23 protein-coding genes are annotated in these 25,618 nt (G+C 61.2%); 6 read left to right on the forward strand and 17 right to left on the reverse strand.

Translation table 11 applies throughout. From position 1 onward, the window contains the following. Window positions 1–66 precede the first annotated feature (66 nt). On the forward strand, window positions 67–648 hold the full coding sequence (gene acpH, locus BJP61_RS16515) for an ACP phosphodiesterase (protein WP_171998715.1): 582 nt from the start codon (window positions 67–69) through the stop codon (window positions 646–648). On the opposite strand, the gene BJP61_RS16520 is transcribed toward acpH, so the two are convergent. From BJP61_RS16520 to phoB, 8 genes are all read right to left on the reverse strand, one after another. Then, complete coding sequence (locus tag BJP61_RS16520) at window positions 649–2,025, reverse strand: DUF3999 family protein (protein ID WP_171998716.1); 1,377 nt, start codon at window positions 2,023–2,025, stop codon at window positions 649–651. It lies immediately after the preceding gene. Next, window positions 2,022–2,351 (reverse strand): DUF2339 domain-containing protein, encoded by a 330-nt coding sequence (locus BJP61_RS21820; protein ID WP_346341556.1) that lies wholly within the window; start codon window positions 2,349–2,351, stop codon window positions 2,022–2,024. Before BJP61_RS21820 ends, BJP61_RS16520 begins: the two co-directional genes overlap by 4 nt. Continuing rightward, on the reverse strand, window positions 2,252–4,741 hold the full coding sequence (locus BJP61_RS16525) for a DUF2339 domain-containing protein (RefSeq protein WP_346341552.1): 2,490 nt from the start codon (window positions 4,739–4,741) through the stop codon (window positions 2,252–2,254). Before BJP61_RS16525 ends, BJP61_RS21820 begins: the two co-directional genes overlap by 100 nt. Window positions 4,742–4,825: 84 nt before the next feature. Next, on the reverse strand, window positions 4,826–6,643 hold the full coding sequence (malZ, locus tag BJP61_RS16530) for a maltodextrin glucosidase (protein WP_161579124.1): 1,818 nt from the start codon (window positions 6,641–6,643) through the stop codon (window positions 4,826–4,828). A gap of 169 nt (window positions 6,644–6,812) precedes the next feature. Continuing rightward, entirely contained in the window at window positions 6,813–8,180 is a 1,368-nt protein-coding gene (proY, locus tag BJP61_RS16535) for a proline-specific permease ProY (protein ID WP_075193649.1), read from the reverse strand. A 71-nt stretch (window positions 8,181–8,251) separates the two neighbouring features. Then, window positions 8,252–9,571 carry a branched-chain amino acid transporter carrier protein BrnQ gene (gene brnQ / locus BJP61_RS16540; protein ID WP_075193650.1) on the reverse strand — a complete coding sequence of 440 codons (1,320 nt, stop codon included), beginning with the start codon at window positions 9,569–9,571 and terminating at the stop codon, window positions 8,252–8,254. A 396-nt stretch (window positions 9,572–9,967) separates the two neighbouring features. Continuing rightward, the gene (gene phoR, locus BJP61_RS16545; RefSeq protein WP_038864383.1) at window positions 9,968–11,281 is read right to left on the reverse strand and encodes a phosphate regulon sensor histidine kinase PhoR; all 1,314 of its coding nucleotides are present in this window, start codon (window positions 11,279–11,281) and stop codon (window positions 9,968–9,970) included. A 22-nt stretch (window positions 11,282–11,303) separates the two neighbouring features. Beyond that, on the reverse strand, window positions 11,304–11,993 hold the full coding sequence (gene phoB / locus BJP61_RS16550) for a phosphate response regulator transcription factor PhoB (protein WP_007720408.1): 690 nt from the start codon (window positions 11,991–11,993) through the stop codon (window positions 11,304–11,306). Between the two features lie 198 nt (window positions 11,994–12,191). On the opposite strand from phoB, the gene sbcD reads away from it, so the two are divergent. After that, window positions 12,192–13,406: an exonuclease subunit SbcD gene (gene sbcD, locus BJP61_RS16555; RefSeq protein WP_171998718.1), complete on the forward strand. Its 1,215-nt coding sequence runs from the start codon at window positions 12,192–12,194 to the stop codon at window positions 13,404–13,406. Continuing rightward, window positions 13,403–16,552 (forward strand): exonuclease subunit SbcC, encoded by a 3,150-nt coding sequence (gene sbcC, locus BJP61_RS16560; protein WP_171998720.1) that lies wholly within the window; start codon window positions 13,403–13,405, stop codon window positions 16,550–16,552. The genes sbcD and sbcC overlap by 4 nt, the downstream gene beginning before the upstream one ends. A 27-nt stretch (window positions 16,553–16,579) precedes the next feature. On the opposite strand, the gene mak is transcribed toward sbcC, so the two are convergent. Further along, window positions 16,580–17,491: a fructokinase gene (gene mak, locus BJP61_RS16565; RefSeq protein ID WP_171998722.1), complete on the reverse strand. Its 912-nt coding sequence runs from the start codon at window positions 17,489–17,491 to the stop codon at window positions 16,580–16,582. A gap of 126 nt (window positions 17,492–17,617) precedes the next feature. Between mak and rdgC the strand changes: the two genes are divergently transcribed. After that, a complete protein-coding gene (gene rdgC, locus BJP61_RS16570) occupies window positions 17,618–18,529 on the forward strand; it encodes a recombination-associated protein RdgC (protein ID WP_038864394.1) in 912 nt (303 codons plus the stop codon). A gap of 33 nt (window positions 18,530–18,562) precedes the next feature. On the opposite strand, the gene ppnP is transcribed toward rdgC, so the two are convergent. The 4 genes from ppnP to aroL form a co-directional block, all read right to left on the reverse strand. Beyond that, a complete protein-coding gene (ppnP, locus tag BJP61_RS16575) occupies window positions 18,563–18,847 on the reverse strand; it encodes a pyrimidine/purine nucleoside phosphorylase (protein ID WP_038864387.1) in 285 nt (94 codons plus the stop codon). An 83-nt stretch (window positions 18,848–18,930) separates the two neighbouring features. Then, complete coding sequence (locus BJP61_RS16580; protein WP_075194034.1) at window positions 18,931–19,608, reverse strand: AroM family protein; 678 nt, start codon at window positions 19,606–19,608, stop codon at window positions 18,931–18,933. A gap of 269 nt (window positions 19,609–19,877) precedes the next feature. Next, a complete protein-coding gene (locus BJP61_RS16585) occupies window positions 19,878–20,069 on the reverse strand; it encodes a YaiA family protein (protein ID WP_038864389.1) in 192 nt (63 codons plus the stop codon). Between the two features lie 52 nt (window positions 20,070–20,121). Then, window positions 20,122–20,646, reverse strand: coding sequence for a shikimate kinase AroL (gene aroL, locus BJP61_RS16590; RefSeq protein WP_075194033.1), 525 nt, complete (start codon window positions 20,644–20,646; stop codon window positions 20,122–20,124). Between the two features lie 360 nt (window positions 20,647–21,006). On the opposite strand from aroL, the gene BJP61_RS16595 reads away from it, so the two are divergent. After that, entirely contained in the window at window positions 21,007–21,786 is a 780-nt protein-coding gene (locus BJP61_RS16595; protein WP_171998724.1) for a DUF2076 domain-containing protein, read from the forward strand. Here BJP61_RS16595 and BJP61_RS16600 read toward each other — a convergent pair. Genes BJP61_RS16600 through BJP61_RS16610 form a run of 3 tightly spaced genes read right to left on the reverse strand, consistent with a single transcriptional unit; the run spans window position 21,783 to window position 23,218 of the window. Further along, complete coding sequence (locus BJP61_RS16600) at window positions 21,783–22,238, reverse strand: YaiI/YqxD family protein (RefSeq protein ID WP_038864397.1); 456 nt, start codon at window positions 22,236–22,238, stop codon at window positions 21,783–21,785. The genes BJP61_RS16595 and BJP61_RS16600 overlap by 4 nt on opposite strands. Then, window positions 22,238–22,693, reverse strand: a complete 456-nt coding sequence (locus BJP61_RS16605) for a YetF domain-containing protein (protein WP_038864398.1) — start codon at window positions 22,691–22,693, stop codon at window positions 22,238–22,240. The genes BJP61_RS16600 and BJP61_RS16605 overlap by 1 nt, the downstream gene beginning before the upstream one ends. 9 nt (window positions 22,694–22,702) lie before the next feature. Next, the gene (locus tag BJP61_RS16610; RefSeq protein ID WP_161580993.1) at window positions 22,703–23,218 is read right to left on the reverse strand and encodes a hypothetical protein; all 516 of its coding nucleotides are present in this window, start codon (window positions 23,216–23,218) and stop codon (window positions 22,703–22,705) included. A 112-nt stretch (window positions 23,219–23,330) separates the two neighbouring features. Between BJP61_RS16610 and proC the strand changes: the two genes are divergently transcribed. Continuing rightward, a complete protein-coding gene (proC, locus tag BJP61_RS16615) occupies window positions 23,331–24,140 on the forward strand; it encodes a pyrroline-5-carboxylate reductase (protein ID WP_038864401.1) in 810 nt (269 codons plus the stop codon). Window positions 24,141–24,178: 38 nt separating this feature from the next. On the opposite strand, the gene BJP61_RS16620 is transcribed toward proC, so the two are convergent. Beyond that, window positions 24,179–25,597, reverse strand: a complete 1,419-nt coding sequence (locus BJP61_RS16620) for a sugar porter family MFS transporter (protein ID WP_171998726.1) — start codon at window positions 25,595–25,597, stop codon at window positions 24,179–24,181. Window positions 25,598–25,618 lie beyond the last annotated feature (21 nt).

Raw genomic sequence — 25,618 nt, forward strand, 5'->3', positions numbered from 1 at the left:
CTAGTGCCGGGGCGCGCTCCCTGCAACTGATAAGCCGCTTTATCTCTCTTTCTGGAAAGGATCGTTATGAATTTTCTCGCCCATCTGCACCTCGCGCATCTCGCGCAAAGTTCGCTGCCCGGAAACCTGATGGCGGACTTTGTGCGCGGCAAGCCGGACGCGTTTTACCCGGCGGATGTCGTGGCGGGAATTTACATGCACCGGCGCGTGGATGTCCTCACCGATAACCTGCCGGAAGTACGCGAGGCGCGCGACTGGTTCCGCCCGGAAACCCGCCGCGTGGCGCCGGTCACGCTGGACGTCATGTGGGATCACTTCCTATCGCGCCACTGGGCGCGCATTTCGCCCGAGATGCCGCTAGACCAGTTCGTCGCCCATGCGCACGCGCTGATCCTGCCTGTACTGCCCGATGCGCCCGAGCGCTTCGTCAACCTTAACGAGGTTCTCTGGCGCGAGCGCTGGATGGAGCGCTACCGCGACATGGACTTTATCGCTCGCGTGCTCAACGGCATGGCGAGCCGCCGCCCGAAACTGGCGGCGCTGCGCGATTCCTGGGACGATCTCAATACCCACTACGCCGCGCTGGAGCGCCAGTTCTGGCGCTTTTATCCACGTATGATGGAGATGGCGCGCCAGCAGACGCTCTGATTACGCCGCCTTTTCACGACGGATCTCCCGCCACAGCCGCCAGGCGAGCAGCAGCAGCCCGGCGGCTCCCGCCACCAGCACGCCCCAGATAAGCCACGTATAGAGCGCGCTGCGCTGCGCGACAGCATCTTTCGCCACCATCCGCGCATCGCCGCCTAACGTCACAGGATTGTCCGCCTGCGCGTAAGGCAGCGTCTCAAGGTTGCGCTGTCCCGGCACCAGCGTTTGCAGCGCCAGCGCCTGCGGTTGCGCCGCGCCGTTGCCCCAGGCAAGCAGGAACGGGCCGTGGCCCTGGGCGTTAAACACCAGCGTTTTTTCATCGCGTTCGCCGACTACTTCCGGGAGGGCATCCCCGAAGCGCTGATTGATAGCGCGCACGCGAAGGGCGGAAATCAGCTCACCGTGCAGCGCAATTCTGACCACAGGGCGCTCCGGCAGGCGGTAAATCACGGTACGGCTAAGCGGCTGCCAGGGCATGTTATCCGCGCGGCGATAGTCAATCTCCACCGGCACAACGGCGTTCTCCTGCGCCGGGCGCAGCGTCAGCGCATCAAACGGCTGCGGGCGCGGCCAATGGTAGACCGCCGCGTTATCCGGCGCTTTCACGCCCTGAGCCGGCAGCGGTATGCGCACAGGCTGCGGATGCGGCGCCTGCCACTGCCCGGTGGCCGAAGTGAATTCGAGCGGCGCGCTGGCGTTTTTCACCACCACCAGCAGGTATTTCGCGCCGGAAAGCGCGAGCCCGTCGCTGAAATCCACCTTGTCCTGCAACAGACGTTGATCGCCGGAGGTTAAATCCATCAGCGGCGCGTCGGCCACTTCCGGCTGCCAGTCGCGCAGCGTCTCGCTGCTAAGCACATCCACCCGTGCCTGCCAGCCGTTCGCCTGCGGCGGCCACGCCAGACGCAGCTGCGTCAGCGCCTGCTCGCCCCGCCCCTCGCCGAGCGGGATAAGCCAGCTTGCGCTCAGCGTCTCGTCGGGCGGGTTTTCCATGCGGATTTGCACGCCGGACGGCGCGGTCAGCAGCACCGCCTGCGCATCGTCGTCACGGACGGGTTTGAGCGGCTGCGCGTCCAGCTTATAGACCGTCAGCGGCGCGCTTTGCGGCGCGGGCGCGGGCGGCGTCGTGGTTTCCATCGCGAAAGGCAGGCTCGCGCCCTGCGAATTAAATACGCGAACATCGCGCAGGTCCGGAAACGCGCTCTGCTGATACACCGCCTCCGGCAGCGTCAGCTGGTACCAGGGCGATTGCCCTTCGACGGCAAGCTCAACGCCACGCGCGTAATCCTGCGGGCTCTCGGCAGGGCCTGAGGTGTCATCACTTGCCGCACACGCGGCGGTCATCGCCCAGACGAGGGCCATCCAGTATCGTTTCATTCTGACTCCCCCTGACGGGCGTTGACCGGCTGCGCCGCTTTCGGCGGCAGCGGAGAAAAATAACCCACAATCAGCACCAGCACCGCGACGCCGATAAACGCGACGGCGCGCGCGAGCCCGCCGCCGCCAGCGCTGTCCACCAGCATCAATTTCACAATCACCACGCCAAGCAGCCCCGCGCCGCAAAACCAGCCCTGCCGCGCGCCCTGGCGTGTGGCGCACACCATCACCAGCAGCGCCAGCAGCATCCAGAGTAGCGCGAATGTGGTCTGCACCAGGCGCGAGCCCCATAACGCGTCGGCCTGCCAGGGAATATCCCCCCCCAGGCCAGGGTGCGTAGCACCACGCCGTTGCCCCACCAGAACAGCAGCGCCAGCCAGACAAGCGGCGCCCAGGGTTCAGCCTGACGCAGCGCCGGCAACCAGAAGCGCGTGAGCAGCCGCCACCAGCTCAGCAATGCCAGCAGGCCGAAGCCCGCGCCAAGCTCCAGCGGATTGATAAACGGCAGATACGGCCAGCCGATCGATACGCCGTCCAGCAGATTGCCCGTTAGCAGCACTAGCGCAAGCGCAGGCGCGAGCGGCGCCAGCCCCGGTCCGCAGTAAAGCGCAGGCCACTGCGCGCACGGCCACCACTGGCGTCGGATCGCCGCGCTCACCAGCAGCACAATAGCGGCGCTGACAGCCAGAATAATACCCGCCTGCCACGCCTCGCTGCCCCACGGCAGGCTGTCAGTAAACCACCAGGTCTCCGCGCCTGCGGCAAGCAACAGCATCCAGAACAACGTCAGGTGCAGCCCCTGCTGGATACGCGCCGGCAGCGTGCCGGCATCGCGGCGCAGCAGCCAGAGCGCGCACGGCAGCGCCAGACACCAGACGAGACTGTGCCAGCCTGCCTGCATCAGCGCGCCGTCAATCACGAGATGACACAGCAGCATCAGGGCCATGCCAGGCCACAGCAGCCAGACGGCGTACGCAAGATCCGGCCACGCGGCTTTACGCGCGCCCACGCGCCACAGCACCACGGAGAGCGCGAGCAGCGCAAGCAACAGGGCAAACCCGACGGAGAAATCCGCAAACGTCCAGCGGGCGGCCTGCAAAAGCGCCAACAGCCAGAACGCAATGCCAGCGCCAAGATGCACGCGGCTCACCTGCCGCTGCGGCTCACGCCACAGCCAGCCACCGGCAAGCCAGCAGAGCGCCAGCACCGCGCAGATAAACGCCGCGTTCAGCATGGCGATGCCGTCAAGCCAGGCGTACATCGCGCTCGCCGCCGCCAGCACCAGTAGCGCGCTGCCGCTGTAGCTCATGCGCCGCTGAGCCTGTTGCATGCCAAACCACAGCAGCCCCAGCCCTTCCAGCGCCCAGGCGAGCGCCGTCCAGCGGGCCGAAAGCGCCAGCGGGATCGCGAGCGTGACAAACGCGCCGCCGAGCGCCAGTCCGCCCATCGCCAGTATCCGCCCTTCCTGCGGGTAGCGACGCAGCGCAGCGCGCGCAAGCAGTAAATAGACCAGCCCAAAGCCGAGCGCGGAAAACGCCGGGCCGTATGTCCAGTGTCGGGTGATTGCGTACTGCATCCCGAACCCGACCAGCGGCGGCGCGAACAGCAGCACGCCGTCGACGATTCTCCTGTGCTGCTGCGCGCGTAACGACAGCGCCACACAGACCACGCCGAAGAGCAGAATATTGGCGATAAGAAAGAGCTGGCAACTCAGCCAGTCATCCGGCTGATAGCCGTTAATGCCCCACAAGCCCGCCACGCCGAAGGTAAAGAGCAGCCCGAGCAGGTTCAGCTCGCGCCAGTGCTGCCAGACGCTCACGGCGGCGATGCCCACAGAAAGCAGCAGATAGAACGAAAAGAGCGCGATATGGCTGCCGCCGCCAGTGGAGAGCAACAGCGGTGCAAGATAGCCGCCGAGGCTCGCCAGCATCGCGAGGCTTAAGGCGCGTTGCAGCACCGCCAGCGCCACGCTCGCGGCGCACACGATCAGCATCAGACTAAAGGCGAGCGGCATCGGCAACATCTGCCAGAGCCGGAACGCACCGAAAATCGTGATGTACAACGCGCCGACCGCACCGCCCTGGAGGATCAGCGCATAGAGAGGAGACTTATGCCGCAGCCGCCAGCCGAACGCCAGCAGCGCCAGCCCCGCGATGCCCGCGCCCGCGACGCGCAGCTCAAGCGGCAGCATGTCGCGCTCAACGCTGTAGCGCAGCAGGAAGGAGAGCCCTAAAAAGAGCAAAATAACGCCGATTTTGGCGAGCGGATTACCTTGCATAAACCAGCGGGCGAGCCCCGTGAATAGGCCGCCGAGCGCGGCCTCGCCGCGGTTTTCCTGCACCGGCTTCTCACGGCGCGGCGCGGCGTCACGCGGTTTCGCCGCGTCACGCACCGCCTGCGACCAGACCGGCGGCGTATCAGCCACTTGCGGCGCAGGTGCCGGTTCAGGTTCAGGCGCAGGGGCCGTATCAGGCTCAGGCGCAGTGACAACAGGCACTGCGGTGGCGGGCACAGGCGCGGCCTGCGGCGCAGGCGCTACGGCGCCCGTCGCAGAGGCGTCGGCGAGACGCGCCTCCAGCGTCGCTACCCGCTCGCGCAGGTGCTGAAGTTCAGTTTCGTTACGTGCGCTGCGCTTTAGCGCCATGATAGCCAGTACCGGCACCACGACGATGCAGAAAAGCGCAATCAGAGCAGCAAATACAAAAATCTCATCCATTGATTTCAGACCCTGCGACAGAGGTGCGGCTACTTTCCCATATCTGAATGAAAAGCGGTATTCCTTTACCGCATTTCGGTACGCTTATCGCGTGCGCCAGATAACCGCCGCCCCCGCCGCCAGTCGCAGCGTCTGTTCATCCAGCGCGCCATCGCCCTCTTCATGCGTCCAGGTTTGCCCCGCAAGGAGCGGTGAGAAAGGCAGCGTCACGTCACAGGCCGCGCCGCGATTGAGCGCCACCAGCACCCGCTCCTGTCGGAAGACGCGCGCGAATACGATGACATCGCCTTCGGCATACGCCACCTGACAGCCGCCGGAACGCAGCGCCCGGCTGCGATGGCGCAGGCGCGCGAGCCGCTGATAGAGCGCCAGCAACTCACCGTCCTGGCGCGCGGGTTCCCACGGGAATGGCTGGCGACAGAACGGATCGTTACCGCCTTCCACGCCCACTTCGTCGCCATAGAAGATGCAGGGCACGCCAGGCCAGCAGAAAAGCCATACTGCCGCCGCCCGCAGGCGCGCCGGGTCGCCGTTAACCAGCGTCTTAAAGCGTGCGGTATCGTGGCTGTCGAGCTGGTTAAACATCCGCAACTGCTGCTGGTGCGAGAGCGCCGCGCGGTACTCCTCCATCCATCGGATGCAGTCGGCGGCGTCGAGCCGTTGCGGTTCAAGCCCCTGATCCACACCCGCGAGAAAACTCCACAGCGGCGTGGTAAAGCCGCGGTAGTTCATCGCCGCGTCTTCGGCGTCGTTTTGCAGCCACTGGCGCGCGTCGCCAAAATGCTCGCCGAAAACAAACGCCTGCGGATCCACGGCCTTAGCCGCGCGCGTAATGCCCTCGACGTGGCGCAGGTTTTCTTTCGCCCCGCCGCGCTCGCCGAGCATATGCACCACGTCAAGCCGCCAGCCGTCAATGTTCCACGGCGCTTTCAGCCAGTGCTTCACGACGCTCTCTTCGCCTGCGTAGATCTCCTCCACTACGCCGCGCTCGGCGAAATCGAGTTTCGGCAGGCTGTCATAACCGAGCCAGCAGAACGCGTGGCCGTCATCGGTGAAGCTGTACCAGTTGCGCGTCGGCGAGTCAGGATGGTGGCACGCGCCGTCTTCGCCGTGGTTCTGGCGATCGAACCACGGGTGCGTATCGCCGGTGTGGTTAAAGACGCCGTCCAGAATCAGCCGCATTTGCGCCTCACGCGTTTTTTCGCGCAGGCGCAACAGTGCCTCATCGCCGCCAAACTGCGGGTCGACGTGGCGGTAATCGGCGGTGTCATATTTATGTACGCTTGGCGCGCAAAAGATGGGGTTGAGATAAAGCGCCGTAACGCCAAGCGCTTTCAGATAGGGCAGCTTTTCGCAGATGCCGTCGAGATCGCCGCCGTAAAACGTCGAGGCGCCCGCCTCCGCGCTTACCGGCTCGTGCCAGTCGCGCAGAATAATGTCGCGCCCCTGATCGTGGTGATAGTAAATCTTGTCCTGCTGCGCCCCACGCGGCGTGCTGCGGGCAAAGCGATCCGGGAAAATCTGATAAAACACCTGATCCTGCACCCACTGCGGGCCGTTGTCCGGCGCGTCAGTCGCGAACAGCGCCAGACGAGCAGGCGGGACTGCGCTAAAGCCGAGCGGGCTGAACCACTGTTGACGATCGCGCCAGAGCAGTTTGAAGGCGTAGCGGCGGCGCGGCTGACCGTCGCCGAGCGGAATACTCGCCTGCCACGCGCTGACCTCCGGGTGCGGCGCGGCTGACAGCCGCTTCATGGTAAACGGCGTTTCTTCGTTATCGCGCTCGTAGCGCAGCACAACGGTTTCCGGCAGCGCGTCGCCCTTGAGCCAGAGGGTAATCTGTAACGTCTCCCCCTGCTTGCGAATAAAGGGCGCGACGGGGAGATGCCAGGCATTCAACATACACTTAATCCTTAATCGACAGAAAACGGGGCGATCTTTTCACACGGGCAACCGCGCGCCTTCCTCATTCTGGATTTTATTGGGGGAGGAGACGGGAGGCGGAGAATCTCAGGTGAGCGTAGAGCGAAAACATCATCCCCGCCAGGCGGCGGGGATGAAGGGAGAAGGATTACGCGGTAAGACGGGCGTCGCGGCGGCGTTTAAACACCCAGCCGACCAGCAGCAGCGCAATCCACGCGAAACCGACGTAGAGCGAAATGCGGGTATCCGGATGATAGCCAATCAGCGCGATGATAAACGCCAGGAAAATCAGGCCCGCGATGGTGGTCGCCACCCCGCCCGGCACTTTGAATTTCAGGGCTTTGACTTCGTCAGCGCTCAGGCGACGGCGGAAAGCCACCTGCGAGAGCAGGATCATTATCCAGACCCAGACGGTCGCAAACGTCGCGAGCGACGCAATCACCAGGAAGACGTTTTCCGGCATGATGTAGTTGAGGTACACCGCCAGCAGCATCGCGAAGCACATCACGACCACCGTCACCCACGGAATGCCGCGACGCGAGGTTTTGGCGAACACTTTCGGCGCGCTGCCCTGCTCCGCCATGCCGTGAAGCATGCGACCGACGCCGAAGACATCGCTGTTGATCGCCGACAGTGAAGCGGTCAGCACCACGAAGTTCAGGATACCCGCCGCGACGGTAATGCCCATATGCTGGAAGGTCAGGACGAACGGGCTGCCGTTGGTGCCGACTTCGTTCCATGGATAGATAGACATGATCACAAACAGCGTACCGACATAAAACACCAGAATACGCAGCGGTACGGAGTTGATGGCGCGCGGAATGGATTTCGCCGGGTCTTTCGCCTCGCCCGCCGTGATGCCGATAATCTCAATGCCGCCATAGGCGAACATCACCATCTGCAGCGCCATCACGGTGCCAATCCAGCCGTTCGCAAAGAAGCCGCCGTTGCTCCACAGGTTATGGATACCGGTCGGCTGGCCGCCGTTGCCGATGCCCCAGATAATGATGCCGATACCGGCGGCAATCATGATGATAATGGTGGCGACTTTAAAGAACGAGAACCAGAACTCCAGCTCGCCGAACACTTTGACGCTCATCAGGTTAATGGCGCAGATAATCAGCACCACGCTCAGCACCCAGACCCAGTGCGGCACCGCCGGAAACCAGACGCCCATATAGATGCCGAAAGCGGTCACGTCGGCGATGGCGACAATCAGGATTTCAAAGCAGTAGGTCCAGCCGGTGATATAACCCGCGAGCGGGCCAAGGTTATCCTGCGCATAGCGAGAGAAAGAGCTCGCCGCCGGGTTATGCACCGACATTTCGCCGAGCGCGCGCATGATGATATACGCCGCCACGCCGCCAATAATGTAGGCCAGCAGTACGCTTGGGCCTGCCATTTTGATGGCGTCCGCCGAGCCGTAAAACAGGCCGGTGCCAATCGCTGAACCCAGCGCCATAAAGCGGATGTGTCTTGTACTCAATCCGCGCTTGAGCTTGTTCTCGTTTTCCATCTTTCCAGTACCACGTCATACAATAAAAAAACCACGGAGCCAGGCCCCGTGGTTCAACAATCAACCGACGATCAGTGTGCGGTGGAAGTCACGCTCCGTCCGGCCATGCGATCCCAGACGGCCGCCGCCAGCGCAATCACGATGGTCGGCAGCAGCCAGGCCAGCCCCTGATCCGCCATCGGCAGTTTCTGAGTCCAGGCCGGAAGGATACCGCTTATCGCCGAGGCTTTCACCCCATCAATCAAACCGAACAGCAGACTGACCGCCATCGCCGGGGCGATAACACGGCTCGCATTATGCCACCAGCCGCGGGTAAAGCTCAGCACAACCAGTGCGATACACGGCGGATAGATGGCCGTCAGCACAGGAATCGAGAACTGAATCAGCTGGCTTAAGCCGAGGTTCGACACCACCATGGAGAACAGCCCCAGGATAAAGACCAGCGCGCGGTAGGAGAGCGGCAGGTATTGCGCGAAGAACTCAGCGCAGGCGCAGGTCAGGCCGACCGCGGTCACCATGCATGCCAGGAAAATCAGCGCCGCCAGCAGGAAGCTGCCCGCACCGCCGAAGGTATGCTGAACATAAGCGTGCAGGATAGCCGCGCCGTTAACGGATTGATCCACCAGCGTCGCGCTGTCAGAGCCCAGGCGGAACAGCGCCAGATAGAGCAGCGTCAGGCCCACGCCCGCCATCAGGCCTGCGAACACCGTGTAGCGCGTCAGCAGACGAGAGTCGGTAACGCCGCGCGAGCGCGCCGCGTTGACGATAACAATCCCGAACACCATTGCGCCCAGGGTATCCATCGTCAGATAGCCATTCACAAACCCGTTGGAAAACGCCGCTTTCTGGTAGGCCTCTGTCGCCACGCTGATATCGCCCGCCGGCCAGAGAATGGCCGCGACCGACAGCACCACCAGCGCGATGATTTTCAGCGGCGCCAGAAAGTTGCCCACGGTATCCAGCAGTTTGCCCGGATAGAGCGAGACCAGGATCACCAGCGCGAAATAGACCAGGCTGTAAATCAGCAGCGGCAGCGCGCCGTCGCCGGTCAGTGGCGCAATGCCCACTTCGAACGACACGGTGGCGGTACGCGGCGTCGCGAACAGCGGCCCTACCGCCAGGTAGCAGACGGTCGCCAGCAGAATACCCGCCACGCGGCCGATCGGATGGCTCAGGCTGTCAACGCCGCCGCCGACCTTCGCCAGCGCCACCACGGTCAGCACAGGCAGACCAACAGCGGTTATCAGAAAGCCGATCGCCGCCGTCCACACATGCGGACCGGCCTGCAAACCAACCATAGGAGGGAAAATGATGTTACCCGCGCCGACGAACAGCGCAAAGGTCATAAACCCCAGTGCGATAATGTCGCGCGATTTTAACTGATGGGTCATAAGATTTACTGCCTGTGGATGTGGTGTTGAAATAAATATTTTTTACCGTCAGTTGCCTGACGAAAACGCGGCTATTTCAGACGGCGACAGCGGGATATGCTTCCCGATTACGCTGGCGAAGAATTGTTTTTCAGTTTACCACGCAAAAACAGTCGGTCTGGCAATAGCAGGGGCGCAATTTAAACGCTTATAACGTTTAAAGGCAAGACGGGATCGTAAAACCAGACCTTTATGCCAGATCTAAGTTTCGGGGCAGTGATAAAATCTAATTTCCTAAAAAACCTCCGGCGATTCGCGCGAGCAAAAAAGCAACAAACGATGTAAAAAGCGCTGCAGGGTGGATAAAAAATGAATAAGGCCAGCTTATGGCTGGCCCCGGAAAGCAGACGTGACGAGTTACACTACAGAAACCGCTTTGGCAGGCGCGGCGGCAATGAGTCTTTCCGGCAGCAGAAACGAAAACGTCGTTCCTTTGCCGGGCGTACTTTCAATCTCCAGTCGCGCGTCATGATGCGTCAGCGCGTGTTTTACAATCGCGAGTCCTAACCCGCTACCGCCGGTCTGGCGCGAGCGCGCTTTGTCCACCCGGTAAAAGCGCTCCGTCAGGCGAGGAATATGCTCCGCCGCGATCCCAGGCCCGGTATCCGACACGCTAAAGCGCGCGCCATGCGGCGTGTGCTCCCAGCGCACCGTGATATGCGTGCCCGCAGGCGTATGGTTCACCGCGTTATAGACCAGGTTGGAAATCGCGCTGCGCAACTGCTCATCGTTGCCAAGCACTTTAAGCTGTGGTTCCACCTCAAACGTAAAGGTATGCTTCTGCTGGCTGAGCGTCTGCGCTTCGCGCTCCACGACACGCAGCATCATCGGCACATCGATGGTTTCGTTGAGCTGCATCGCGGGCGCCGCCTCGATTTTCGACAGCGTCAGTAGCTGTTTTACCAGGCCTTCCATCCGGTAGGTTTGCTCGCGCATGGTATGCAGCGCTTTTTCACGCAGCGGCCCTTCGAGCGTCTGCTCATGCATCATCTCAAGATAGCCCTGCAACACGGTCAGCGGCGTGCGCAACTCATGGCTGACGTTCGCAAAGAAGTTGCGTCGCGCGCCTTCGAGCTGATGCATCTGCGTGACATCGCGCGCCACCATCAGCAACTGCTCTTCACTGTACGGCATCACGCGAAACTCAAGATGACGCCCGTTATTGAGCACCAGATGCAGCGGTCGGTTGAAATCCTGGCCGCGCAGATAGCTGGTGAACTCCGGGTAGCGCAGCAGGTTAAGGATGTTCTGCCCGTTATCGTCGGGCCACCGCAGGCCAAGCAGCTGTTGCGCAAGACCGTTACACCAGAAGATGGCGCCCTCTTCCGTGGTCAGCACCACGGCGTCCGGCAGCGATTCCGCGCCGCTGCGAAAGCGTTTGATAAGATTGCCCAGCTCACGGCGACGCTTTTTATTGCGCAACTGCATCTGGTGCAGCCCGTAGAGCAGCGGCTCCCAGCTGCCGCTGCCAGGCGGCGGCGTCATGCTGCGATCCACCCACAGCCACCAGGAAAGGCGCAGCAGATTCCAGAAATGCCAGATGAGCAATCCGGTCACTGCCGCCAGTAAAAACCATGCCAGATAGCCGAATATCGCCCCGAGAACCAGCGCCGGAATACAGCTAAGCAACAGCTCCAGCACCAGTCTTTTCCATGACAGCCGTTCCAGCACGCGTCACACTCCTGTTTTGGGTTTAAAAACGGGTCGAGAACCGATAACCCGTACCGCGCACCGTTTGTACCATTCTGTCATGACCGCTATGTTCCAGCGCCTTGCGCAGGCGGCGGATATGCACATCGACAGTGCGATCTTCCACATACACATTCGTACCCCAGACGTGGTTCAGCAGCTGTTCGCGGCTGTAAACGCGCTCCGGGTGCGTCATAAAGAAGTGTAACAGTTTGAATTCCGTTGGCCCCATGTCGAGGGGATTTTCGCCGGTCATCACGCGGTGCGATGACGGATCGAGACTTAAGCCCTGCATTTCAATGACTTCATCCACCGCCATCGGGGAGATGCGGCGCATGACGGCTTTGATGCGCGCCACCAGTTCTTTCGGGGAGAACGGCTTGGTAATGTAATCATCCGCGCCCGTTTCCAGACCGCGTACGCGATCTTCTTCTTCGCCGCGCGCGGTCAGCATCACGACCGGGATCTCGCGAGTCAGCGCTTCGCGTTTGATATGTTTAATAAACTGGATCCCCGATCCGCCAGGCAGCATCCAGTCCAGCAAAATCAGATCCGGCCAGGGCTCATTGAGTTGATTCACCGCACTGTCATAATCTTCCGCTTCCACCGGCTGGAAGCCATTTTGTTCCAGTACGAAGCACACCATCTCGCGGATAGGTGCTTCATCTTCAACGACCAGAATACGTCTCGCCATGATTAGCCCTGTTAAATAAAGTAAACAGAATGTAATGCGGCGCCATTATGCGTCAGATTTATGACAGATTTATGAAAAAGATGACCGTAAGATGACCTGTCAGCGCAGGCGAAAAAACCGCGCGGCGCGACGAAACAGGACACTCGCCGTACCGGATGTTTATAATCCCCTTCTCGCTTTTTCGCCACAGGGCATCCCATGCGTATTCTGCATACCTCAGACTGGCATCTTGGTCAAAATTTTTATGCCAAAAGCCGCGCCGCCGAGCATGAAGCCTTTCTCGACTGGCTCCTCGGCGCTGCCATCGAGCATCAGGTGGACGCGATTATCGTCGCAGGCGACATCTTTGATACCGGCGCGCCGCCGAGCTATGCGCGCGAGCTCTACAACCGCTTTGTCGTCAAACTGCAGGCGACGAACTGTCCGCTTATCGTGCTGGGCGGCAACCACGATTCGGTGGCGACGCTGAATGAATCCCGCGAGCTGCTCGCCTGCCTTAACACGCAGGTGATCGCCAGCGCCCGGCTGACGCCGGAAAGTCAGGCCACCTTATTATACCGGCGCGACGGCGAGCCCGGCGCGGTGCTCTGCCCCATTCCGTTTTTGCGCCCGCGCGATGTGCTGCGCAGCCTTAGCGGCCAGTCGGGGCGCGAAAAACAACAGCAGTTGCTGGAGGCCATCAGCCAGCACTATCAACAGTGCTACGAGGCCGCCTGCCAGCTTCGCGGCGAGCGTAATCTGCCGATTATCGCCACCGGCCATCTCACGACCGTCGGCGTGACGAAAAGTGACGCGGTACGCGACATCTATATAGGCACGCTCGACGCGTTTCCGGCGGATCGCTTTCCGCCCGCCGATTACATCGCGCTTGGCCATATCCACCGCGCCCAGAAGGTCGCGGGCTGCGAGCATATCCGCTACAGCGGCTCGCCGATTGCGCTGAGCTTTGATGAAACCGGCAAAGAGAAAAGCGTGTTTCTGGTGGAGTTCGCCGACGGCAAGCTGCGCGAGGTCACGGCCCTGCCTGTGCCGGTCAGCCAGCCGCTGGCGGTTTTAAAAGGCAGCCTGGCGTCCATTACCGCCCAGCTCGAACAGTGGCGCGACGCGCCCGACGAGCCGAAAGTCTGGCTCGATATTGAAATTGACACCGGAGAGTTCCTGCACGACATGCACCGCCAGATAAGCCAGCTTACCGAAAGCCTGCCGGTGGAAGTCGTCCTGCTGCGTCGCAGCCGCGAGATGCGCGAGCGCGCGCCTGGCACGCTCAGCACTGAAACCCTCAGCGAACTGGGCGTGGAAGAAGTGTTTGAGCGCCGCCTGGATCTGGAAGCGCTGGAAGAACCAGAGCGGGCGCGGCTGCGCACGCTGTTCGCCCGCACGCTGGAGAGCCTGCACGAGGAAGACGAGGCATGAAAATCTTAACCCTGCGGCTGAAAAACCTGAATTCACTCAAAGGCGAATGGAAAATCGACTTCACCGCCGAGCCGTTCGCCAGCAATGGACTGTTCGCTATTACCGGCCCGACCGGCGCGGGCAAGACCACGCTGCTTGACGCCATCTGCCTTGCGCTCTATCACCGCACGCCGCGTCTGAACGCGCTGTCGCAAAGCCAGAACGATTTAATGACCCGCGACACCGCCGAATGTCTGGCGGAGGTGGAGTTTGAAGTTAAAGGCGTCGCCTGGCGCGCGTTCTGGAGCCAGAGCCGCGCCCGCGGCCAGCCGGACGGCAATTTACAGGCGCCGCGCGTGGAGCTTGCTCGCTGTGACGATGGCAAAATCGTCGCCGATAAAATCAAAGACAAACTTGACCGCATCGCCGCGCTGACCGGGCTGGATTATGACCGTTTCACCCGATCGATGATGCTCTCGCAGGGGCAGTTCGCCGCGTTTCTCAACGCCGAGGCCAAAGCCCGCGCCGAACTGTTAGAAGAGCTCACCGGCACTGAAATCTACGGCCAGGTCTCCGCGCGTATTTTCGAACAGCATAAGGAAGCGCGCAGCCAGCTTGAGAAGCTCGAATCCCAGGCGCAGGGCGTGACGCTTCTGGATGACGCGCAGCGCGAAAGCCTTACCAGAGGTTTGCTGGCGCTTACTGACGATGAAAAAACGCAGCTGGCGCAGCAGCGTCAGCTCCAGCAACAGCATCTGTGGCTGACGCAGCGCACCGCGCTCGCTGCCGCGCTTGAGGCGGCGCGTCAGGGCGCGGTGCGGGCGGAACAGGCATTGCAGGAGGCCGCCCCGCAGCTTGCAAAACTGGAGGCGGCGCTGCCCGCCGAAAAACTGCGTCCGGCCTGGCTGCGCTGCCAGGAGCTTGAGACCTCGCTTGCCGCGACCCAGCGCCAGCATGAAGAAGTGAGCGTTCGCTTACAGGAAAGCGCGCAGCGCCGCCGGGAGATCCGCCAGGCAGCGGCGGAACAGGCGCAGATCCGCGCAGACGACCTCGCCCGGGTCGCCCGCTGGCTCACGGAACACGACCGCTACCGCCTCTGGAGCAGCGAACTGGCGGGCTGGCGCGCCGTGCTGGCGCAGCAAAAACGCGACAGCCAACAGGTACGGGCGCTTAACGACAGTCTCGCCGCCACCCGGCGCAAGCGCGACGCGCTGCCGGACGCCGGGCTTTTCCTCACCCCTGAAGATGTTGCCCAGGCGCTCTCGACGCTCAACGAACAGCGCCCGCTGCGCCAGCAACTGGCAACGCTCCAGTCGGCTTTTGCGCCGCTGATGCGCCGTAAAGCGCGCCAGCAGGAGGGCTTTGTCGCGCTGCAAACGCAAATCCAGCAGCTGGAGCAGCAGCTTGCGCAAAAGCGTCAGGATTACAAAACCAAACAGGACGAGGTGGCCCGAGCAAAAGCGGTCTGCGAGCTGGAGCAGCGCATCGCAAGTCTGGTCGAAGAGCGCGCGCGCCTGCAGCCTGGCAGCCCCTGCCCGCTCTGCGGTGCGACCGAACACCCGGCGGTGGAGGCGTATCAGGCGCTGAAACCCGACGCCAGCCGCCTGCGGCTCACGCAGCTGGAGCAAGAAAAAGAACAGCTTGGCGCGGAGGGCGCGGCGCTGCGCGGCCAGCTCGACGCGCTGATAAGACAGCGCCAGCAACAGGAAAACGAAGCGACAAGCCTGCTGGAAGAGGAGCAAGCGCTCACGTCGCAGTGGCAGACGCTCTGCGCCGCCGCCGCGATCAACGCGATGCCGGGCGAGGATATCACGCCGTGGCTTGACGAGCAGACACAGCGCGAGCAGCAGTTGCATCTGCTGCGCGAACGCCAGATGCTGGAGGCGGCCATCGACAGCGCGCAGCGCCAGCTCACCGCGCTTGAAAGCGCGTATCAGACCCAGCAGGAGACACTGCGCGCCCAGCTGGCGGCATTGTCGCTGGCCGAGCCGGACCACGACGACCCGGCGCCGTGGTTCGCCGCGCGCGAAGAAGAGGCGACACGCTGGCAACAGGAGCACGATCGCCAGCAACGCCTGCGCGAGCAGCTGACGGCCTGTGAAAATCTCCTTACTCTGCTGCCGGAGGATGGCGACGCGCAGGCGGCCGCCACGCCGGTGGACGACCTGCCGCGTGCAGGCCAGCAGGCTCATACGCTCTGCCTGTCGCTGGAGGCCCAGTGGCAGACGCTCGGCGCGCAGCTTGAGCAGGAGCGCGCGCGTTATCAAACCGCTTGCCGCGCGTTTGACGAGGCGCTCGCCGCCAGCCCGTTCGCGGATAAAACGGCGTTCCTCGCCGCTTTGCTGGATGACGCGACGCTGCGCGCGCTTGAGGCGTTAAAACAGCGGCTGGCGCGAGAGCGGGAGGCGCAGCAGACGCTGTTTACGCAGGCGCAACAGGCGCTGGAGCACCATCTTAACGCGCGCCCGGCCACGCTTGACGACACGGCGGATGCGCGTCAGAGCGAGGCGGCGCTGGCGCTTATCGCTGAGCGATTACGTGATAATACGACGCGTCAGGGCGAGCTGCGCCAGCAGCTGCGCCAGGATGAAGAGAACCGCGCGCGGCTCGCCTCGTTGCTCGGGCTGATTGACGAGGCGCGGCGCGAGGCCGACGAATGGGGGCAGCTCAACCATCTGGTCGGCTCCCAGAAAGGCGATAAGTTCCGTAAATTCGCCCAGGGGCTGACGCTGGATAACCTGGTGTGGCTTGCTAATAACCAGTTGACGCGTCTGCATGGCCGCTATCTGCTGAAGCGGAAGCTGAGCGAAGATCTGGAGCTTGAAGTGGTTGACACCTGGCAGGCGGACGCGGTGCGCGATACCCGCACGCTCTCCGGCGGCGAGAGTTTCCTGGTAAGCCTCGCGCTGGCGCTGGCGCTTTCGGATCTGGTCAGCCATAAAACCCGCATCGATTCGCTGTTCCTCGATGAGGGCTTCGGCACGCTGGACGCGCAGACGCTCGACACCGCGCTGGATGCCCTGGACGCGCTGAACGCCAGCGGCAAAACCATCGGCGTCATCAGCCACGTTGAGGCGATGAAAGAGCGTATTCCGGTGCAGATTAAAGTCAGGAAGATTAACGGACTCGGCGTGAGCCGGCTGGCGCGGGAATATCAGGTCGACTGACAAAAGGGGCATTGCGCCCCTTTTTTATTAGCGCGTGGCAGGCCAGAGCCACGCCGCGCCGCGCACGCCGCTGGAGTCGCCATGCACCGCTTTACGTACCGGCGTTTCACACTCGCCGCCAAATACCCAGTGTTTCATCAGCGGCGGTACAGTTTTGTAGAGCCGGTCGACGTTACTCATTCCGCCGCCCAGCACAATCACGTCCGGGTCGAGAATATTGACGATATGCGCCAGCGATTTCGCCAGCCGCAGTTCATAACGGCTGAGCGCGAGCTCCGCCACTGCATCCTGCGCGTCCGCCAGGCGGATGATTTCGCTGCCAGTGAGCGGCTGACCGCTCAGACGATGGTAGTCGGTCGCAAAGCCTGTGCCGGAGATAAAGGTTTCGATACAGCCCTGCTTGCCGCAGTAGCACGGCACCTCTTCGCGATAGCGCAGCTCATCTTCATCCATCCATGGCAGCGGATTATGGCCCCACTCGCCCGCGTTGCCGTTGGCGCCGATATGGCTTCTGCCGCCCAGCGCGATGCCGGAGCCGCAGCCGGTGCCGATGATGACCGCGAACACGGTCTGCGCGCCCGCCGCGGCCCCGTCCACGGCCTCAGAGACAGCGAAACAGTTGGCGTCATTCGCAAGCCGCACTTCACGATTGAGCCGCGCGCTCAGATCTTTATCGAGCGCCTGACCGTTCAGCCAGGTCGAGTTCGCATTCTTCACCATGCCGGTATAAGGCGAAAGCGTGCCGGGTATGCCGACGCCCACCGTACCGCGCTCGCCGGTTTCCTGCTCGGCAAGCTCAACGAGGCCCGCTATCGTCTCGACGGTTTGCGGATAATCGTCGCGCGGCGTCGGCACGCGGTGGCGAAAACGCGGTTCGCCGTCGTCGTCGAGCGCAATCACTTCGGTTTTGGTGCCGCCTAAATCGATCCCAATACGCACGTCTGCTTCCTCATATTCAATGACTTACCTGGAGAGTAGATAACCTGTCCGTGAAAGGCAATGAAACGCTGCGGCTGATTCGTTATCATGCCCGCTGCGTTTAACTACCAGGCCGTGGAAATCAACATGCTGTGGTTCAAAAATTTAATGGTTTACCGTTTAAACCGCGACGCGGCGCTGCGTGCGGATGAGATGGAAAAACAGTTAGCTGCGTTTACCTTCACCCCGTGCGGCAGCCAGGATATGGCGAAAACCGGCTGGGTGCCGCCGATGGGCGGCGGCAGCGACGCGCTTACCCACGCCGCCAACGGCCAGATCGTGATTTGCGCGCGCAAAGAAGAAAAAATTCTCCCGGCGCCGGTCATCAAACAGGCGCTGGAAGCGAAAATCGCCCGTCTGGAGGCCGATCAGGGCCGCAAACTGAAAAAGACGGAAAAAGATTCGCTCAAAGATGAAGTGCTGCACTCGCTGCTGCCGCGTGCCTTCAGCCGTTTCAGCCAGACCATGATGTGGATAGATACCGCCAGCGGACTTATCGTGGTGGATTGCGCCAGCGCCAAAAAAGCGGAAGACACGCTGGCATTGCTGCGCAAAAGCCTCGGCTCGCTGCCGGTGGTGCCGCTGACGCTGGAAAACCCGATCGAGCTGACGCTTACCGAATGGGTGCGCGCTAATAACGTGCCGCAGGGCTTTCAGTTGCTCGATGAAGCGGAGCTTAAGGCAATCCTTGAAGATGGCGGCGTGATCCGCTGTAAAAAACAGGAGCTGGTGAGCGACGAAATCGCTGTGCATATCGAAGCGGGCAAAGTGGTGACCAAGCTGGCGCTCGACTGGCAACAGCGCGTGCAATTTATGCTGTGCGAGGACGGCTCGCTCAAGCGTCTGAAATTTGCCGACGAGCTGCGCGATCAGAACGACGACATTGCACGTGAAGACGTGGCGCAGCGCTTTGACGCCGATTTCACGCTAATGACTGGCGAACTGGCGGCGCTGATTCAGAACTTAGTGGAAGCGCTGGGCGGCGAAGCCCAGCGTTAATTCGCTCGCGTCGCCCCGTCCGGGGCGGCGCAATTACAGGTAACGACAGAGATAAGAGGTCGGCTCGGCCACCTGCAGATGAAATTCGCTGTGCCCTGGCACGTGAAAGACCTGCCCCGCCTCATACGTTTTCCATTCAGTTTCGCCTGGCAGCAGGACATTCAGCGCGCCGCTGACGACGGTCATCTCTTCCGGCTGCGCAGTGCCAAACGTGTACTCGCCTTCCGCCATCACACCGACGCTGGCGCGGCCTGTGCTGCTGCTGGTGAAGCCAATGGATTTCACTTTACCGGAAAAGTATTCGTTACTCTGAAGCATAAGCAGGCCCTTATCGAAAAAATGGTTGGAAAAACAATATAGAGGGCCAGCCTGAGCGCTGTCACGCAAATTGTGACCCGCGCTCAGACAAGGAGTTCGGAAGCGAGCCGCGCCACCAGAACATTGCTCAGCAGCACTGGCACATCAAGCGACTTTTGCAGTAAATCGCGGTGTTTTTGATGGAAGCCGAGGCAGTCGAGCAGCAAAACATCCGCCCCGCGGGCCAGCAGATCGCGCCCGGCGCCGACCAGCTCGTCTTCCGTACCGTAAAACGGATTAGAGAGCGAGTAGAGCGGCGGGTTTTCCAGCACCTGCCACTTCTGTGCCTGTATATCCATCAGCTCCGGGATCGGCACAATCACCCCCACCTGATGCCCGTCGACAATAGACGCCACCAGCGGCGGAATGATGCGGTCCGGCTCAAGCAACATCGCATTACGCGCCCGCAAACCAGAGAAGCGCTGCGTGCTCATCAGTAAAATGACGTCATACCCCTGGTTGTCGAGCACTTCGATAACGCTTTGCAGCGCCCTTTCGGTTTTGGCTTTCGATACCGTCGCTTTTTCGCCGTCAGAGAGCAGGGTCACCAGCGTCTCTTCCTGACCCAACACGCCGTAATCTTCCATGACCTCTTCGCGCGACAGCTTACCCATCAGACTCAGATGGGTGATTTGCTGCTCATCGATATGTTCCGTTAACAGCGGCAGCACCTCGCTGACAGGCACTACGCCGATGGTAATTATCGCCAGAGTCGCACACATTTTTATCGCCTTGGTTTACAGCCTCTCACATTAATAACGACACCCTATGCCTGAAACTTGAGCGCAAGCGAAGGGGGAATCAGAAAGCGTAGCAGCTTTCCGGCGCCGCACAGGAGACAAACACGCGAAACCGCGCCTGCCGCAGCACAATAATCATAACGTATCGTTAACATTAGCTTTGGATGAAAGGTGTGATACAAAGCGGCAGGCGCATTTTTTCAGACTGGCGGTAAGCGCAGCGACACGCTGACGCCTGCCGCCATTGGCGGTCAGGATTTATCCGGATCTTCGTAACGGCGCTTGGCATCCAGCGCTTCGTGCTCGGTGGGGTGCTCGCTGATAAGCGTATCGGGCTCCGGGTGATCGGCACGCAGCTGATAGCTGGTGACGGTTTTACCCGGCACGCCTTTTTCAATGGGAACCACGCGCGCCTCGCGCGGATAGGGGGGTCTGCTCGGCATAGCTCTTCCTTAATTATCGGGGACGAGCTTTAAGTATAGACAATCCCGGCACTTAGCTGGCGTGCGCCGGTTGCAGCGCTGCGATAATGCGCGAGACGACGCTTGCCGGGGCGTCGGCGGCGTCAATCACATGATGCGCGCAGGCGCGGTAGAGAACGTCGCGCACCGCCAGCACCTCGGCGATTTCTTCCGTCATCGGCTTGCCGGTGAGCGTCGGGCGCTGCCCTTCTTCCGGAAACGCCTCAAGCCGCTGCGCCAGTACCGCCACGGGCACACTGAGATAAATCACCACGCCGTGCTGGCGCATATACTCGCGATTCTCTTCGCGCAGCACCATGCCGCCGCCTGTCGCCACCACTGTCGCAGGCGCAGTCACCGCCTGCAGCGCCTGGCTTTCACGGTCGCGAAAACCGGGCCAGCCCTCTTTCTCCACCACCTCGGCGACGGTCATTTGCGTCTGCTCAAGCAGCCAGCGGTCAGTATCGGCAAAGCTGTATGCCAGCGCGCGAGCCAGCGCCTCGCCGGTAGTGGTTTTGCCGCAGCCGCGCGCGCCGATTAAATAAATGGGTTGATTCATGGATGGATTACCTCGCCTTTCGCAAGCCACGAAAGGGTGAAAACGCAGGCCGTAAGCCATGAGTTTAACAATAAACTAGTACACAGGACAGGCGTAAATTTAAACTTACAAAAGTGCGGATGTCGCGTGAAACCCCGCGAGGAACAACCGTTCGGGTCAATGCCAAGTGTAAAGCCACGCTACCACTCGCAAGAATATGCAAAACGCGCCCACCATACTTGAAAGGGGACGCCCGGCACAACCCCACTATCCGCCGCACCCGGTTACATATTTCTTATTTCCTTTACGCACCGGACATTTACAAGTGTGGATTTTTCTCCAGACTTACTATTATCGCGTTCAATGACAGAGGGATGAATCATGCAATCTGAAGAGCAACGTCTGATCGACGGGCTTTTTGACCGACTCAAAGCCGCCGGCGAAAACAGCGCGCCGCGCGACGCGGACGCCGAGCGCTGGATTGAGCAGCACATGCGCGCTCAGCCGGGCGCGGCGTACTATATGGCGCAAACCATTCTTATCCAGGAAGCGGCCATGAAACAGCTTAATGGCCGTATTCAGGCGCTGGAAGCGGAAGTGGAACAGCTTAAGCATTCCGCCAGCCGCCAGCAGAGCAGCGGCGGCTTCCTGGCCGGGCTGTTTGGCGGCAATAAGCACGAACAGGAACCGCCGCGTCCGCAGGCGGTCGCGCGCGGCTCTGATCCTATCCCCGGCGCGCAGCAGTACCAGAGCGCCCCGCCCGCTGGTTATGCGCCGCAGGCGGCCCAGGGCCAGTATTACAATAACGCCCCGCGCGGCGGCGGCGGCTTTATGGCGGGCGCTCTGCAGACTGCGGCAGGCGTCGCAGGCGGCGTGGTGCTTGGCAATATGCTGACCAGCATGTTCAGTCACCACCAGCCGCAAGAACTCGTCAATATCATCAACGAACCGGCGCAACCGGCAGATAACACCCCGGTGAATGCCGTGGAAGATTACAACCAGGCGGATGACAGCCAGTTCCTGAATCAGGACGCCGGGTTGCAACAGGACAACAGCAACGATTATGTGCCGGCAAGCGGCGAAGAAGACTGGAATAACGACTTCGCGGGCGATGACTTTGGCGGCGATGATTTCGGCGGCGACGACGATAACTGGGTCTAAGCCTGCCGCTTCTGGCCGCTGAGCCATTTGTCGAGCTCAGCGGCGAACTGCTGGCGGTCGCGCTGGCTCAGGGCGTCCGGACCGCCGGTCTGGATGCCGCTGGCGCGCAGCGTATCCATGAAATCGCGCATCGTCAGGCGCTCGCGGATCGTGGCTTCGCTGTAACGTTCGCCTCGCGGGTTCAGCGCCACCGCTCCTTTCGCTATGACCTCAGCGGCCAGGGGAATATCCGCTGTCACGACTAAATCGCCCGGCTCGCAACAGCGCACAATCTCGTTATCCGCCACGTCGAAACCCGCAGGCACCTGGCGCGCGCGGATAAACCGCGAGGGCGGCACGCGCAGCGGCTGGTTCGCCACCAGCACCACGTGCGTTTCGGTACGCTCGGCGGCGCGGAACAGCACTTCTTTAATCACTTTCGGACACGCGTCGGCATCCACCCAGACTGGCATTACGACTCCTGGTTATCGGCGGGAATAATGGAGATTTTGCCATTTTTCTCAAGGATGGCGAATTTTATCTCCTCCAGCCGCTCAATCCCCTGGCTGGTGCGGGCAGAGCTTAAGATATCGTCGCGGGAAATTCCGGATTTTTTCATGCGCGCGGTGAGCAACCGACCATTCTCCACAAGGATCAGCGGCGAGCCGTCGAGCAGCAAATCGAGACGCGGAAACGCGTTTTTCAACCAGCTCAGCACGATATCCAGCACAATCAACGTAATGATAGTGATGGCCGCGCCGGTGAAGGAGAAATCATTGCCGAGCAGCGCCTGCTGGGTCGCCTCGCTGATGATAAGCAGCAGCACGAAATCAAATGAGTTCATCTCCATTAAGGTGCGGCGACCGGCGATCTTCAGCACCACCAGCAGCAGAAAATACATGCCTGCGGCGCGTAATACGCTGTCCATATTGTTCTCCTAAGGATAAACCCACTGGGTGAGATGTACCGGCGACGCGCCGTTCAGCGTCACGGTAGAGCTCAGGCGCCCCGCCGATTGCGGCTGCGTCACCATCCAGACCGCGTGCGCGCCATCCGGCGTCGGCGGGAAGGTGAGCGTCAGGGTGTGCTGGCCGGTATGCGCGACGACCGGTTGCGGCTGGAGCGTTTGCAGCACGAAGCGATCGGGGAGATCGCCGCCGAAGGTCAGCGTCACCGGCTGGTTTTTCGGCCCCTGAATGCGCAGCGCAAACGGCTCGTCACTCTCGGCGCGCAGAAAACGCTGGTATTCAATGGTCAGGCTTTTTTCGCGGTTGGTGATTGAGGTTTCGCTCAGCCAGCCGTCGGAAAACCCGCCGAGCAGCGCGATAACGACAATCGTAAACAGCAGCCAGTTTCCGCCCTGCTGTATACGCCACTCGACGCGCTGGGCATGCATATGTTCGCGCACCGGCGTCTCCCGGCTGACGCGTTCGTCAGAAACAGATTTCGCCATCACACATCTCCCTGGATTCAGGATAAGCGTAGCCGAAGCCTTAACGGATTGCCTGAAAGCGCGTTAAGCTATACCCCTTGTGATTCTGGACGCGATAAAACGGAGTGATGCTGTGGAGAAGAAAACAGGCTTTATCGGTTGCGGCAATATGGGCAAGGCGATTCTTGGCGGGCTGCTGGCGAGCGGCCAGGCGCGGGCGGAGAACGTCTGGGTGTATACGCCCTCTGAAGAGAGCCAGGCGGCGCTGAAGCAGGAATATGGCGTTAATACCGCCTCCAGCGCGCAGGAGGTCGCTCAGGCGGCGGATATCGTCATCGGCGCGGTGAAGCCCAACATCATGCTGAAAGTGATGAGCGATATCGCCTCCAGTCTGAACAAAGATTCGCTGGTGGTCTCTATCGCTGCCGGTATCACGCTTGACCAGCTCGCAACCGTGCTGGGACACGATCGCAAAATTATCCGCACCATGCCGAACACGCCGTCGCTGGTGGGTGCCGGTATGACCTCCATCACCCCGAACGCGCTCGCCAGCGACGAAGATATCCAGAATGTGCTCGCGATGTTCCGAAGCTTCGGCGAGGCGGAAGTGGTGGCGGAGTACCTGATCCATCCGGTGGTGGGCGTGAGTGGTTCCGCGCCGGCGTATGTCTTTATGTTTATCGAGGCAATGGCCGACGCGGCCGTGCTTGGCGGTATGCCGCGCGCGCAGGCTTATAAATTCGCCGCGCAGGCGGTGATGGGCTCGGCGAAAATGGTGCTGGAGACCGGCAAACATCCGGGCGAGCTGAAAGATATGGTCTGCTCGCCAGGCGGTACGACCATCGAGGCGGTGCGGGTACTGGAAGAGCGCGGCATGCGCGCCGCCGTGATTGAAGCGATGGCCCAGTGCATGGCCAAATCGGAAAAGCTCAGCAAGGGCTAAAAAACAAAGGGCTACCCGCGGTAGCCCTTTTTGTTGGCTCACTGCCCGATATCGCGCAGTTTCTTGCCAGACATCAGGTTTTTCTCGATATGTTCGAGCGTGACGTTTTTGGTTTCCGGGATAAGCCAGAACGTGACGCCGACAAAGGCGATGTTCAGCGCCGTATAAAGCCAGAACGTGCCCGCCGCGCCGATATGATCGATAAGCGTCAGGAAGGTGGCGCCGATAATCATGTTCGATACCCAGTTGGTCGTGGTCGAACAGGTGACGCCAAAATCGCGGCACTTCAGCGGCTGAATTTCCGAGCATAAAATCCACACCACTGGCGCGGCGCTCATGGCGTAGCCCGCGATACACATCATGGTCATGCCGACGGACAGCCACGAAATACCGGTGGAGATCTGCCCCCGGTCGACCTGCATCAGGCAGTAGCCGAGCACCAGCGTGCCGAGCGCCATCACGCTGAAGCCGATTTTCAGCGCCGGTTTGCGCCCTGCTTTATCCACGGTAAACACCGCGATAAACGTGGCGAGCATAAAGGTAAGCCCCACCACGACGGTTGCGATCATCTGCTGTTCGGTGCTGGCGAACCCCGCCATCTGAAAGATCTTCGGCGAGTAATACATAATGATGTTCATACCGGTAAATTGCTGCATCGCCTGCAACAACATCCCAAGAAACACGGCGCGGCGCACGTTGCGGTTGGCGGTAAACAGCGCCCAGCCGCCCTGCTTCACCTTCAGGCTTTCGCGAATTTCGTTAAGCTCCTCGCGCGCTTTTTCCGAGGTGTCGCGTAGCATCCGCAGTACATTTTCCGCCTCGATATGCATCCCTTTGGCTGCCAGCCAGCGGGGACTGTTCGGCAAAAACACCACCATTACCAGCAGGATCACGGCGGGCAGCGCCAGCACACCCAGCATGGCGCGCCAGTTGCCGCTGTAACTGAGCGCGGTATCAGACAGAAACGCCAGCAGAATGCCGAGCGTCACCATTAGCTGATACAGGCTTATCATCTTGCCGCGCACTTTCTCGGACGCCATCTCCGAGAGGTATAGCGGCGCGGTGTAGGAGGCGATCCCGACCGCGATACCGAGGATCACACGGGCGGCGAGCAGCACTTCCAGCGAATGCGCAAACGCGGATCCGAGCGATCCGAAAATAAACAGCACGGCGCCCGCCAGCAGGCTGTATTTACGCCCGAGCCGCGAGGAGAGCCAGCCGTTAAACAGCGCGCCCAGCGCTGCCCCGAGCATCATGCTGCTCACTACCCATTCCTGGGCGCGGCTGCTTAAGCTGAAATGATCGGTGATAAAGGGCAGCGCCCCGGCGATAACGCCGATATCCAGGCCAAACAGCAGGCCCGCGACAGCGGCAGAAACAGAAACAAACAGGTTCATGCGGCGCGCTTTACGTTCCTGAGCGCTGGCAGCAGGCGTGACTTCACTTACCGAGGACATCTTTTTTCTCCCGTTAAAGGC

It is taken from the genome of Cronobacter sp. JZ38 (genome assembly GCF_008932145.1).
GTDB classification, from domain to species: domain Bacteria; phylum Pseudomonadota; class Gammaproteobacteria; order Enterobacterales; family Enterobacteriaceae; genus Cronobacter; species Cronobacter muytjensii.

Excerpts from the sequence above, each read along its gene's own strand:
- acpH (WP_171998715.1), top strand. The coding sequence starts at position 67 with ATGAATTTTCTCGCCCATCTGCACCTCGCGCATCTCGCGCAAAGTTCG.
- BJP61_RS16520 (WP_171998716.1), bottom strand. The coding sequence starts at position 2,025 with ATGAAACGATACTGGATGGCCCTCGTCTGGGCGATGACCGCCGCGTGT.
- BJP61_RS16525 (WP_346341552.1), bottom strand. The coding sequence starts at position 4,741 with ATGGATGAGATTTTTGTATTTGCTGCTCTGATTGCGCTTTTCTGCATC.
- malZ (WP_161579124.1), bottom strand. The coding sequence starts at position 6,643 with ATGTTGAATGCCTGGCATCTCCCCGTCGCGCCCTTTATTCGCAAGCAG.
- proY (WP_075193649.1), bottom strand. The coding sequence starts at position 8,180 with ATGGAAAACGAGAACAAGCTCAAGCGCGGATTGAGTACAAGACACATC.
- brnQ (WP_075193650.1), bottom strand. The coding sequence starts at position 9,571 with ATGACCCATCAGTTAAAATCGCGCGACATTATCGCACTGGGGTTTATG.
- phoB (WP_007720408.1), bottom strand. The coding sequence starts at position 11,993 with ATGGCGAGACGTATTCTGGTCGTTGAAGATGAAGCACCTATCCGCGAG.
- sbcD (WP_171998718.1), top strand. The coding sequence starts at position 12,192 with ATGCGTATTCTGCATACCTCAGACTGGCATCTTGGTCAAAATTTTTAT.
- sbcC (WP_171998720.1), top strand. The coding sequence starts at position 13,403 with ATGAAAATCTTAACCCTGCGGCTGAAAAACCTGAATTCACTCAAAGGC.
- rdgC (WP_038864394.1), top strand. The coding sequence starts at position 17,618 with ATGCTGTGGTTCAAAAATTTAATGGTTTACCGTTTAAACCGCGACGCG.
- ppnP (WP_038864387.1), bottom strand. The coding sequence starts at position 18,847 with ATGCTTCAGAGTAACGAATACTTTTCCGGTAAAGTGAAATCCATTGGC.
- BJP61_RS16580 (WP_075194034.1), bottom strand. The coding sequence starts at position 19,608 with ATGTGTGCGACTCTGGCGATAATTACCATCGGCGTAGTGCCTGTCAGC.
- BJP61_RS16585 (WP_038864389.1), bottom strand. The coding sequence starts at position 20,069 with ATGCCGAGCAGACCCCCCTATCCGCGCGAGGCGCGCGTGGTTCCCATT.
- aroL (WP_075194033.1), bottom strand. The coding sequence starts at position 20,646 with ATGAATCAACCCATTTATTTAATCGGCGCGCGCGGCTGCGGCAAAACC.
- BJP61_RS16595 (WP_171998724.1), top strand. The coding sequence starts at position 21,007 with ATGCAATCTGAAGAGCAACGTCTGATCGACGGGCTTTTTGACCGACTC.
- BJP61_RS16600 (WP_038864397.1), bottom strand. The coding sequence starts at position 22,238 with ATGCCAGTCTGGGTGGATGCCGACGCGTGTCCGAAAGTGATTAAAGAA.
- BJP61_RS16605 (WP_038864398.1), bottom strand. The coding sequence starts at position 22,693 with ATGGACAGCGTATTACGCGCCGCAGGCATGTATTTTCTGCTGCTGGTG.
- BJP61_RS16610 (WP_161580993.1), bottom strand. The coding sequence starts at position 23,218 with ATGGCGAAATCTGTTTCTGACGAACGCGTCAGCCGGGAGACGCCGGTG.
- BJP61_RS16620 (WP_171998726.1), bottom strand. The coding sequence starts at position 25,597 with ATGTCCTCGGTAAGTGAAGTCACGCCTGCTGCCAGCGCTCAGGAACGT.